This window comes from Streptomyces sp. NRRL WC-3626 (genome assembly GCF_000718785.1).
GTDB lineage: Bacteria > Actinomycetota > Actinomycetes > Streptomycetales > Streptomycetaceae > Streptomyces > Streptomyces edwardsiae.
In genome coordinates, this window is the sequence record NZ_JOCA01000003.1 from 182,948 (window position 1) to 194,194 (window position 11,247).

Sequence of the window (11,247 nt, forward strand, 5' to 3'; positions counted from 1 at the left end):
CGCGGGGGCACGAACCGACGATCGCGGAGTACCGGTGACACGGTCCGGACTCCCGGAGTCCGCGGGGGCACCCGCCTATTCACCGGGGCCGTGGCAGCACCGTCACCGGCTCACAGGGTTCGCAGCAGCACCGCCGGCTGTTCCACGCAGTCCGCCACGTACCGCAGGAAACCGCCCGCCGTGCCGCCGTCGCAGACCCGGTGGTCGAAGGTGAGCGAGAGCTGCACGACCTGCCGCACCGCCAGCTCGCCCTCGTGCACCCACGGCTTGGGGACGATGCGGCCGACGCCGAGCATGGCGGCCTCGGGGTGGTTGATGATCGGTGTGGAGCCGTCGACGCCGAACACGCCGTAGTTGTTCAACGTGAAGGTGCCGCCCGTGAGTTCCGCCGGTGTCAGCGCGCCGGTGCGGGCCGCCTCCGTCAGCCGGGCGAACTCGGCCGTGAGCGACTCGGCGTCCCGCGTGTGCGCGTCCCGGACGACGGGGACGACCAGCCCCCGGTCGGTCTGCGCGGCGAAGCCCAGGTGCACGGCCTCGTACCGGACGATCTCCCTGGCCCCGGTGTCCACCGAGGAGTTGAGCTCGGGGAAGCGGGCGAGCGCGGCGGCGCAGATCCGGGCCAGCAGGGCGATGACGGAGATCTTCGGCCCGCCGGCCGCGTTCATGACGGCCCGCGCGTGCATCAGCCCGGTCGCGTCGGCGTCCACCCAGCAGGTGGCGTCGGGGATCTCGGTACGGCTGCGGGAGAGCTTGTCGGCGACGGTGCCGCGGATGCCCTTGAGGGGGACGCGGGTGACGCCCGGGGCGTCCGCCGTCGGTGCCGGGGTGCGGGTGCGCGATTCGCCGGCCGCCTGCTCCGGGCGCGCCTGTGCGGCGGCGGCGCGCAGGGCGTACTCCACGTCCGCGCGAAGGATCAGCCCCTCCGGTCCGGAGCCGGTCATCTCCCGCAGATCCAGGCCGTTCTGCCGGGCGAGCCTGCGCACCAGCGGGGAGATCACGGGGACGGGTCCGTCCGCCGCGGCCGGGGTGAGGTCCCGCCCGTTCGCGGCCGGTGCGGCCGGTGCGGCCGGTGCGGTCTCCGCCGGACGCACCCGGCGGCGCCGGGCCGGCGCCTCCGAGGTGCCGTAGCCGACCAGGACGTTGCCGGAGCCCTCGGCGGGGGCCGTGGCCCGCTCGGGTTCCGCCGCCGCGGGGCTCGCGTCCTCGGTTCCCTCGCCCACCGCCACCGTCAGCAGCGGGGCGCCGACGGGCAGTTCCGTGCCCTCCGCGCCGAAGCGGGCTGTGACGACTCCGCCGTAGGGGCAGGGCACGTCCACCATCGCCTTGGCCGTCTCGACCTCGACGACCGGCTGGTCCACGGCGACGACGTCACCGACCTCGACCAGCCAGCGCACGATCTCCGCCTCGGTGAGCCCCTCACCGAGGTCGGGCAGCTTGAACTCCAGCACCTGTGCCATCAGCTCTCGGCCTCCCACTGCAGACGCCCCACGGCGTCCAGGATCCGGTCCACTCCGGGCAGGTGGTGGCGCTCCAGCATCGGCGGCGGATACGGCAGGTCGAACCCGGCCACACGCAGCACCGGCGCCTCCAGATGGTGGAAGCAGCGCTCCGTGACCCGGGCCGCGATCTCCCCGCCCGGGCCGCCGAAGCCACCCGACTCGTGGACGACGACCGCGCGCCCCGTCCGCCGTACCGAGGCGCTCACCGTCTCGTCGTCGAACGGCACCAGGGAGCGCAGATCGACGACTTCGAGGTCCCAGCCCTCGGCCCGGGCCGCCTCCGCCGCCTCCATGCAGACGGGCAGGGACGGCCCGTACGTGATGAGCGTGGCGCTCCGGCCCGAGCGCCGCACCACCGCACGGCCGATCGGTTCAACGGCCGAAGGCTCCTCCGGGTTCCAGGAGTCCTTCGACCAGTACAGCCGCTTGGGCTCCAGGAGGACGACCGGGTCGTCGGAGGCGATCGCGGCGCGCAGCAGCCCGTACGCGTCGGCGACGGTGGCGGGCGTGACCACATGGAGCCCCGGAGTCGCCATGTAGTACGCCTCGGAGGCGTCGCTGTGGTGCTCGACGCCGCCGATGCCGCCGCCGTACGGGATGCGGATCGTGAGCGGCAGGGGCAGCTTCCCGCGCGTGCGGTTGCGCATCTTCGCGACGTGCGAGACGAGCTGCTCGAACGCCGGGTAGGCGAACGCGTCGAACTGCATCTCCACGACCGGCCGCAGCCCGTACATGGCCATGCCGACGGCCGTGCCGAGGATGCCGGCCTCGGCGAGCGGTGTGTCCGTGCAGCGGTCCGCGCCGAACTCCTCGGCGAGTCCGTCGGTGATCCGGAAGACACCGCCGAGGGTGCCGACGTCCTCGCCCATGACGTGCACGGACGGGTCGGCGGCCATGGCGTCGCGCATCGCGCGCGTGAGGGCCTGCGCCATGGTGGCCGGCTTGACGGCGACGGTGGTCATCACTGCGCCCCTTCCGGTGCGGCCCCGGCCGCCAGCTCGGCCCGCAGCTGCTCGCGCTGCTCGAGGAGCTGCGGGGTGGGTTCGGCGTACACGTGCGCGAAGAGGTCCATGGGGTCGAGCGCCGGGTCCTGGTTCATCCGGGCGCGCAGCGAGGCGGCCAGGGTCTCGGCGTCCTGGCGGGCGCTCTCCACGGCGGCCTCGTCGAGCACACCGCGTGCGGTCAGCTCCTGCTCCAGCAGGGCGATCGGGTCGTGCCGCTTCCAGGTCTCCACCTCGGCGTCGACGCGGTAGCGGGTGGCGTCGTCGGCGTTGGTGTGCGCCTCCACGCGGTACGTGATCGCCTCGACCAGCGTCGGACCGCCGCCCGCGCGGGCACGGCGTACGGCGTCGGCGAGGACCTCGTGCACGGCGGCGGCGTCGTTGCCGTCGACCAGGCGGCCGGGCATCCCGTAGCCGACGGCCTTGTGGGCCAGCGACGGGGCCGCGGTCTGCTTGGCGAGCGGTACGGAGATCGCGAAGCCGTTGTTCTGGACGAGGAAGACCACCGGCGCCTGCCAGACGGCGGCGAAGTTCAGGGCCTCGTGGAAGTCGCCCTCGCTGGTGCCGCCGTCGCCGACCATGGCGAGCGCGACCACGTCGTCGCCCTTGAGACGGGCGGCGTGCGCGAGCCCCACCGCGTGCGGAAGCTGGGTGGCGAGCGGGGTGCTCAGCGGGGCCACGCGGTGCTCACGGGGGTCGTAGCCGGTGTGCCAGTCGCCGCGCAGCAGGGTGAGCGCCTCGACGGGGTCCACTCCGCGTGCGACGACGGCGAGGGTGTCGCGGTAGCTCGGGAAGAGCCAGTCCTGCTCGGCCAGGACGAGCGCGGCGGCGACCTCGCAGGCCTCCTGGCCGGTGCTTGAGGGGTAGACGGCGAGACGGCCCTGCTTGGTGAGGGCGGTGGCCTGCGCGTTGTAGCGGCGGCCCTTCACCAGCTCCGTGTACAGCCTGCGCAGCAGCTCCGGGTCGGCCTTCGCGGCCGCGTCGGTGCCGAGTACGCGGTACGGCTCCGCGTCGGGCAGCAGCGGCGCGGGGTCGGTACGGGGCTGCCAGGCGGGCGGCGGGGTCGGCCGGTAGGCCCCCCGCTGCTCCATGACCGTCATGACGGCACCTCCTCGTGGGAAGACGGAGGCGCGGCGTCTGTGACGCGCCTCACCAACCGATTGTTCGGTCGCCGGCACATTTTGGCTACGGGTGGCGCCAGGCTGTGGACAAACGGTTCTCCACAGCCTGAGATGGATGCAGGACGTCCACGGCGGAGAGGTGGGGGCGGGTGGCAGCTGAACAAATGGCCGAGGGCCAGGAGGGGGGCGGTCCGCTCTCTCCCGCGCGGCCCCTGGACGCCATCGACCAGGACATCCTGCGGATGCTCCAGGCGGACGGCCGCGCGTCCGTGCGGTCGGTCGCCGAGCGGGTGCACGTCTCCCGCGCGAACGCGTACGCGCGCATCAACCGGCTCGTCGAGGACGGCGTGATCCGCGGCTTCGGGGCCCGCGTCGACCATGAGCGGGCCGGTCACGGGACGTCCGCGTACATCACCCTGAAGATCGTCCAGAACACCTGGCGCACCGTCCGCGAGCAGCTCAGACAGCTCCCCGGCGCCTCACACATCGCGCTGGTGGGCGGGGACTTCGACGTCCTCCTGCTGGTGCACACGCCCGACAACCGGGCGCTGCGCGAGCTGGTGCTGACCCGGCTGCAGGCGATCCCCGAGGTGCAGAGCACGCGCACCCTGCTGGTGTTCGAGGAGGAGGATCTGGAACCGCAGGGGTGAGAGCTCAGGACGCCTTGCGGAGGCCTCCGAAGGCCACCTGGGTGACCGCGTCGGCGACCTCGCGCTCGTTCATGCCGCGCCCGTCCGGCCGGTACCACTCCACGATCGAGTTGATCATCCCGAAGACCAGCCGGGTCACCAGGCGCACCTCTATGTCCTCGCGCACGTCCCCGTCGGCCGCCGCCGCCTTCAGCAGGGCGGCCACCCGGTGGTCGAAGTCGCGCCGCCGCTCCAGCGCCCACCGTTCGGTGTCGGTGTTGCCGCGCACGCGCAGCAGCAGCGTCACGTACGGCAGCTCGGCGATCAGCACCTCGACCATGCGCCGTACGACGTACTCCAGGCGCTCGGCGGCGCGCCCCACGCGCGCGTGCTCCTCGTCGAGGATGCCGAAGAGGCCGTCCAGGGCCCGGCTCACCGCGCGGCGCAGCAGTTCCTCCTTGCCGGCCACGTGGTGGTAGATCGACGACTTGGAGATACCGGCCGCCTTGGAGAGGTGCTCCATGGAGGTGCCGTCGTAACCGCGGTCGTTGAACACCTGGACGGCGACGGACAGCAGCGTCTCCGGGGTGTACGTGTCGCGCTTGGCGGTGGTCACGAGGTTCCCTCCCGCTTGTCCGAGGCGTAGGCGTGGCGGTACAGGGCGAGGGAGGGCGCGTAGCGGCCGGACGGCTCGCACTGGTGCAGGTTGTCCAGCACGGAGCAGGCCCAGCCGCCGCCGAGGCGCCGGCTCCACTCCAACGGCCCCAGCGGGTAGTTCACACCCAGGCGCATCGCGGTGTCGATGTCCTCCTCGGTGGCGACGCCCTTGGCGACGGCGTCGTGCGCCAGGTCGATGATCCGGGCCACCGTCCGCGCGACGATCATTCCGGGGACGTCCCCGATGACGCTGACCTTCTTGCCGAGGGCCTGGAACAGGCCGGTTGCCTCGGCGACGGTCACCGGGGAGGTGTTCGGGGCGTGCGACAGGGCGATCCGCGTGGCCGCGCGGTAGTCGAGGGCGAGGTCGAAGTAGACGACGTCGCGGAACTCCACGGAGGTCTGCCCGTCGGCGAGCACCAGTTGGCCGCCGCCGGGCAGCACCAGCCGGGTGCCGTTGTCCTCGGCCTCCTCGCGTACCTCGATGCCGGCCTCGCGGATCAGGGCGAGCAGTTCCGAGGCGGGCTCCAGGTCGCCCTCCGCGACGACGTACGCGGGCGGTACGGCGGGCTCGGCGGTGTGCGGTTCGGGGCGCTCGGCTCCGTCGCCGTGGTCGTACCAGCCATGGCCGGTCTTGCGGCCGAGGCGGCCGGACTCGACCAGGCGGCGCTGGGCGAGCGAGGGGGTGAAGCGCACGTCGTGGAAGAACGACTCCCACACCGAGCGGGTGACCGACTCGTTGACGTCCTGCCCGATGAGGTCGGTCAGCTCGAAGGCGCCCATGCGGAAGCCGCCGGACTCGCGCAGGACCGCGTCGATGGTGGCCGGGTCGGCGCCCTGGGACTCGTGGACCGCGAAGGCCTCTGCGTAGAAGGGCCGGGCGACGCGGTTGACGATGAAGCCGGGGGTGTCCGCGCAGGCGACGGGCGTCTTGCCCCACGCGCGGGCCGTCTCGTACGCGCGTGTGGCGTGGGTGACGTCGGTGGCGAAGCCGGAGACGACCTCGACGAGCGGCAGCAGCGGCGCCGGGTTGAAGAAGTGCAGGCCGACGAAGCGGCCGGGCACGCGCAGGGCGCCGCCGATCGCGGTGACGGAGAGGGAGGAGGTGTTGGTGGCGAGCAGGCAGTCGTCGGGAACGACGTCCTCCAGCGCGCGGAACAGCTCCTGTTTGACGTCCAGGCGTTCCACGACGGCCTCGACGACCAGGGTGCAGTCGGCCAGTCCGGCGAGCTCGTCGACGGGCCGCAGCCGGGCGCGTGCCGCGTCCCGCCGGTCGGCGGTCAGGCGCTCCTTCTCCACCAGCCGGTCGAGCCGGGCGCCGATCGCGTCGGCCGCCCGACGGGCCCGCCCGGGAACGGCGTCGTACAGCCGCACGGGATGGCCCGCGATCAGCGCGACCTGGGCGATTCCCTGGCCCATGGTGCCGGTGCCGACCACGGCCACGGGACTGCTGAGGTCGAGTGCTGTCATGTGCGCGATCCTCCCGCACGGGGTTTTCCACAGATGCGGCGGACCCCCTTGTCCCGACCGATCGTTCGGTTACTCTAACCCTGACCGCCCGTTCCTGACTACGTTTCCGCACCGGTCCATGAGCTCGACGAAGAGTTCCTGAGACGAGGAGTTGGTCCCGCATGGCCGCCGAACTCACGGCGCACGAGCTGATCGCCCGCCACCGTCCCACCCTGGACCAGGCGCTGGAAGCGATCCGCACACGCGCGTACTGGTCCCCCCACCCCGAGCACCCCAAGGCCTACGGGGAGAACGGCAGCCTGGACATGGCGGCGGGCAAGGCCGCCTTCGACGCCCTGCACGGCACCCGCCTCGACCTCGGCCAGCCCGGTACGGACGGCTGGGTGGACGGCGAGACCTCCCCGTACGGCATCGAGCCGGGCGTGAGCTACCCGCACGCGGACCTCGACGAGCTGCTGCCCGCCATGAGGGCCGGGATGCGGGCCTGGCGGGACGCGGGCGCGGAGACCCGCGCGGTGGTCTGTCTGGAGATCCTCAAGCGGATCGGCGACCGGACGATGGAGTTCGCCCAGGCGGTCATGCACACCTCGGGCCAGGCGTTCATGATGGCGTTCCAGGCGGGCGGACCGCACGCGCAGGACCGCGGCATGGAGGCGGTGGCGTACGCGTACGCGGAGCAGGTCCGCACGCCCGGCACCGCGGAGTGGACCAAGCCGCAGGGCAAGCGCGATCCGCTGGTGCTCACCAAGGAGTTCGTCCCGGTCCCGCGCGGCGTCGCCCTGGTCATCGGCTGCAACACCTTCCCGACGTGGAACGGCTATCCGGGCCTGTTCGCCTCCCTCGCCACGGGCAACGCGGTGCTGGTCAAGCCGCACCCCCGCGCGGTGCTGCCGCTCGCGCTGACCGTGCGGGTGGCCCGCCAGGTGCTCGCCGAGGCGGGCTTCGACCCGAATCTGGTGGCGCTGGCCACCGAGCGGCCCGGTGAGGGCATCGCCAGGACGCTGGCCACCCGGCCGGAGATCCGGATCATCGACTACACCGGCTCCACGGAGTTCGGCGACTGGCTGGAGACCAACGCCCGCCAGGCGCAGGTGTACACGGAGAAGGCCGGCGTCAACACGGTGATCCTGGAGTCGACCGACGACTACAAGGGGATGCTCGCCAACCTGGCGTTCTCCCTGTCGCTGTACAGCGGCCAGATGTGCACCACGCCGCAGAACCTGCTGATCCCTCGCGACGGCATCACCACCGACCAGGGCCCCAGGTCCTTCGACGAGGTCGCCGCCGACCTGGCGAAGGCGGTCGACGGCCTGCTCGGCGACGACGCGCGTGCCAACGCGCTGCTGGGCGCGATCGTCAACCCGGACGTCAAGGCCCGCCTGGAGGCGGCCGCCGGGCTCGGCGAGGTCGCCCTCGCCTCCCGCGAGGTCACCAACCCGGAGTTCCCGGGCGCCGTGGTGCGCACGCCGGTGATCGTGAAGCTGGACGGCGCCAAGCCGGACGCCGAGGCCGCCTACATGAGCGAGTGCTTCGGCCCGGTCTCCTTCGCCGTCGCGGTCGACTCGGCCGGTGACGCGGCGGAGCTGCTGCGGCGCACGATCCGCGAGAAGGGCGCCATGACGGTCGGCGCGTACACGACGTCCCCGGAGGTCGAGGAGACGGTGCGGGAGGTCTGCCTGGAGGAGGCCGCCCAGCTCTCCCTGAACCTCACCGGCGGGGTATACGTCAACCAGACGGCCGCCTTCTCCGACTTCCACGGCTCCGGCGGCAACCCGGCGGCCAACGCGGCCCTGTGCGACGGCGCGTTCGTGGCGGGCCGCTTCCGCGTGATCGAGGTGCGCCGGGAGGTCTAGACGGCGCGGGGTGCGCCCCCGGTGGCACTCCAGTGGTACAGCGTCATGGCGACACTGGTCGCGAGGTTGTAGCTGGAGACCTGGGGGCGCATCGGCAGCGCCACCAGCCGGTCGGCCCGCGCGCGGAGCTCCGCCGACAGTCCGCTGCGCTCGGAGCCGAAGGCGAGCAGCGCGTCGTCCGGCAGCTTCAGCGAGCGGATGTCCTCGCCCTCCGGGTCGAGCGCGAAGACCGGTCCGGGCGGCAGCTCCCCGGCGGTCAGCCGTTCCACGGCGGTGGCGAAGTGCAGCCCCGCCCCGCCGCGTACGACGGTGGGGTGCCAGGGGTCGAGGGTGCCGGTGGTGACGACCCCGGTGGCGCCGAAACCGGCGGCCAGCCGGATCACCGCCCCCGCGTTGCCGAGGTTGCGCGGATGGTCGAGGACCACCACGGGGGCGGTGCGCGGGGAGTGCGCCAGCCGCTCCAGGTTGCCCGCGCGGGAGGGGCGTACGGCCAGCGCGGCCACGGCGGTGGGGTGCGGCCGCGGCACGAGCGCCGCGTACGTCTCGTGGGGCACCTCGGTCAGCAGTGCCGCCAGCGTGTCCCGTACGTCCCCGGCCAGCTCGTCGGCGAGGGCGAGCGTGGCGGCCCGGTCGGCGGTGAGCGCCATGCTCACGTCGGCCCCGAAGCGCACGGCGTGCTTGAGGGCGTGGAAGCCGTCGAGCAGGACGGCGCCGCCGGCCAGCCGGCGCCAGGCGGACACGGGGTCGGCGGCGGTCTCGGGTGCGGTGCCGCGGGCGGGGTCGTCCATGGCGTGCAGCCTACGTGCGCGGGCCGGGCGCTCCGTCCGGTGCGGGGGCCGCCTCCACCGGGTCCGCTCCGGCCGGGGAGCGAGGCTGCGGGACCGGCGCCGCCCGGCGCGGGCGCAGCCGCCCACGCGCGCGCGGCGCCAGGTTCCCCAGGCGGCGCAGGAACGACGTCGGCAGGAAGACCGCGTCGGCCGCGATCATCGCCAGGGAGAAGAAGGGCAGTCCGAGCACGACGGCGATGACCGCGTGCTCCATGATCATGAAGGCCAGCAGGACGTTCTTGACCCGCCGGTTGAACAGCGTGAACGGGAAGGCGACCTGCATGACGACCGTGCCGTAGGTCACCAGCATCACCATGGTGCCGCTGGCCGCCAGCAGGTCCCCGAGGGCCGGCCAGGGGGAGAAGTACTCCAGGTGCAGCGGGTAGTGGACGGCGGTGCCGTCCTGCCAGCGGGAGCCCTGGACCTTGTACCAGCCGGCCGTGGCGTAGATCAGACACGCCTCGGCCATGATCACAAGCAGTGCGCCGTTGTGCACGATGTTCGCGACGACGTCCAGCAGGATCCTCGGCTGTCCGGTCCTCGCGCGGCGCCCGACCAGCCACCACAGGGCCTGTCCGAGCCACACGGCCCACAGCAGGGCCGGTATGAATCGGTCGCCGTCCATCCTGCCCGCCAGCGTCGCCACGGCGAGCACGAGGCCGAGGACGCTCCACAGCAGCGGTCCGACCCGGTCACGCGGCCGCTCGCCCCGCGCGCGGGCCCGCGCCGCGCGGCGTGCGTCCAGGGACCAGACCTGGCCGCAGCGGGTGAACACCAGGTAGATCGACATCAGGTGCAGGACGTTGTCGCCGCCGTCGCCCATGAAGACGCTGCGGTTCTGCAGCGCCAGCACCCCCACCATGAACAGCACCGACATGGTGCGGGTGCGCCAGCCGAGCAGCAGCAGGAGGCTCGCCAGCACGGCCAGCGCGTAGACGGCCTCGAACCAGATCTGGCCGTCCGTCCAGAGCAGCGGGGTGAACGCGTTGTTCGTGGCGACCAGCTGGTCGGCGAGATCCCAGCTCCAGGGGCCGTCGGGGCCGTACAGCTCCTGGCGGTGGGGGTACTCGCGCAGCAGGAACAGCAGCCAGGTCAGGCTGAAGCCGATGCGGATCACGGCGGTCTGGTGGGGGCCGAGCGCCGCGTCGGTGACACGGGCGATCACCCGGGACAGCGCCAGCGAGAAGCGGTTCACCCGATGCCTCCGCGCGCCTCGTCGTCGGGCACGGACCACCAGGGCAGCGTGCGGTACACGGGCGTGGTGGAGATCTTCTCGGTGCTCCAGTCGGGCGGGGGCACGTTGGCGGTGCGTGAGCGTATCTGGACGCGCGCGACGGAGCCGTCCGGGCCGGCCGCGTCCGCGCGGTCCAGGCGCAGCACCGTGATCCGGCGCAGATAGGTCTCGGACAGCGCTCCGCGCAGGCCCACCGGCCGGTTGTTCTCGTCGTGCGTGGCGAGGAAGAGGTCCCACGCGCGGCGCAGTGCGTTCTGCTGGGTGTGGCTGGGCAGCAGGTTGCCGTCGATGGCGCGGCCGTCCTGCGCGGACAGGTCGTACCAGCCGGTGGTCCGGACGTCCCCGCCGGCCGTGAGGACCTCGGCGCGCACCTGGACGGCGATGTTCTGCTGCAGCGGGTTCGGCGCGAACAGTTTCCAGTTCTGCTCGAACTCCGGGTAGATCCAGTCCTCGACCGTTCCGCTGTGCTCCTTGCTGACCGTGTTCGGGGGCGCGACGTGCAGGAACGTCATGCCGAGGTGCACACAGACCCCGACCGCGACGACCGCGAGCGCCACCGCGGCCCCGATCTGGTAGCGCAGGGAAAGGGCGGCCACACCGGTACGGGACTCGGCGGGCGGGGCGGCGGGGGGCGGCTCGGGCGGCGGCCCGGCGGGGCGCCCGGGGGCGGGCGGAGGGGTGTCGGGTGCCCGAGCGCCGGCCGACGGCAGGGGACCGGGGGAAGGGGTACGGGGCGCCGGGAGGTCCGCCGGTGACGCGAGGCCGGGTTCATGGGCGGGAAGCGCCGGGGCGTTTGCCGGTGAGGCGGAGCCGGGCTCACGGACGGGGGGCGCCGGGGCGTTTGCCGGTGAGGCGGGGCGCGGGTCCGGCACGTCCTGCCCGGCAGGGCCGTGCCGGGCGTCCGAGCCCTTGTCGTACGCGTTCATCCCGCCCCGATCCGCCGATCCCGGTCCGTC

At 73.2% G+C, this 11,247-nt stretch carries 10 protein-coding genes; 2 read left to right on the forward strand and 8 right to left on the reverse strand.

From position 1 onward, the window contains the following. Positions 1–110: 110 nt before the first annotated feature. From IF28_RS0106480 to pdhA, 3 genes are read right to left on the reverse strand one after another with little or no spacing between them, the layout of a single operon-like run. On the reverse strand, positions 111–1,457 hold the full coding sequence (locus IF28_RS0106480) for a dihydrolipoamide acetyltransferase family protein (protein ID WP_030215270.1): 1,347 nt from the start codon (positions 1,455–1,457) through the stop codon (positions 111–113). Next, complete coding sequence (locus IF28_RS0106485) at positions 1,457–2,461, reverse strand: alpha-ketoacid dehydrogenase subunit beta (protein ID WP_030215271.1); 1,005 nt, start codon at positions 2,459–2,461, stop codon at positions 1,457–1,459. The genes IF28_RS0106480 and IF28_RS0106485 overlap by 1 nt, the downstream gene beginning before the upstream one ends. Then, positions 2,461–3,600, reverse strand: a complete 1,140-nt coding sequence (gene pdhA, locus IF28_RS0106490; protein WP_030215273.1) for a pyruvate dehydrogenase (acetyl-transferring) E1 component subunit alpha — start codon at positions 3,598–3,600, stop codon at positions 2,461–2,463. The genes IF28_RS0106485 and pdhA overlap by 1 nt, the downstream gene beginning before the upstream one ends. Positions 3,601–3,785: 185 nt before the next feature. Between pdhA and IF28_RS0106495 the strand changes: the two genes are divergently transcribed. Next, complete coding sequence (locus tag IF28_RS0106495) at positions 3,786–4,271, forward strand: Lrp/AsnC family transcriptional regulator (RefSeq protein WP_030215276.1); 486 nt, start codon at positions 3,786–3,788, stop codon at positions 4,269–4,271. A gap of 4 nt (positions 4,272–4,275) precedes the next feature. Here IF28_RS0106495 and IF28_RS0106505 read toward each other — a convergent pair whose 3' ends face one another. Both IF28_RS0106505 and IF28_RS0106510 read right to left on the reverse strand, forming a co-directional pair. Beyond that, on the reverse strand, positions 4,276–4,866 hold the full coding sequence (locus IF28_RS0106505) for a TetR/AcrR family transcriptional regulator (protein ID WP_030215279.1): 591 nt from the start codon (positions 4,864–4,866) through the stop codon (positions 4,276–4,278). Further along, a complete protein-coding gene (locus tag IF28_RS0106510; protein WP_030215282.1) occupies positions 4,863–6,377 on the reverse strand; it encodes a 3-hydroxyacyl-CoA dehydrogenase in 1,515 nt (504 codons plus the stop codon). Before IF28_RS0106510 ends, IF28_RS0106505 begins: the two co-directional genes overlap by 4 nt. 161 nt (positions 6,378–6,538) lie before the next feature. Here IF28_RS0106510 and paaN point away from each other — a divergent pair, with 161 nt between their 5' ends. After that, positions 6,539–8,230: a phenylacetic acid degradation protein PaaN gene (paaN, locus tag IF28_RS0106515; protein ID WP_030215285.1), complete on the forward strand. Its 1,692-nt coding sequence runs from the start codon at positions 6,539–6,541 to the stop codon at positions 8,228–8,230. On the opposite strand, the gene IF28_RS0106520 is transcribed toward paaN, so the two are convergent. The 3 genes from IF28_RS0106520 to IF28_RS0106530 are packed head-to-tail and all read right to left on the reverse strand — an operon-like array spanning position 8,227 to position 11,217. Next, positions 8,227–9,018, reverse strand: coding sequence for a TrmH family RNA methyltransferase (locus IF28_RS0106520; protein WP_037892766.1), 792 nt, complete (start codon positions 9,016–9,018; stop codon positions 8,227–8,229). The genes paaN and IF28_RS0106520 overlap by 4 nt on opposite strands. 10 nt (positions 9,019–9,028) lie before the next feature. Continuing rightward, positions 9,029–10,252, reverse strand: a complete 1,224-nt coding sequence (locus IF28_RS0106525; RefSeq protein ID WP_030215291.1) for an HTTM domain-containing protein — start codon at positions 10,250–10,252, stop codon at positions 9,029–9,031. Then, positions 10,249–11,217: a DUF5819 family protein gene (locus IF28_RS0106530; protein ID WP_063829309.1), complete on the reverse strand. Its 969-nt coding sequence runs from the start codon at positions 11,215–11,217 to the stop codon at positions 10,249–10,251. The genes IF28_RS0106525 and IF28_RS0106530 overlap by 4 nt, the downstream gene beginning before the upstream one ends. Positions 11,218–11,247 lie beyond the last annotated feature (30 nt).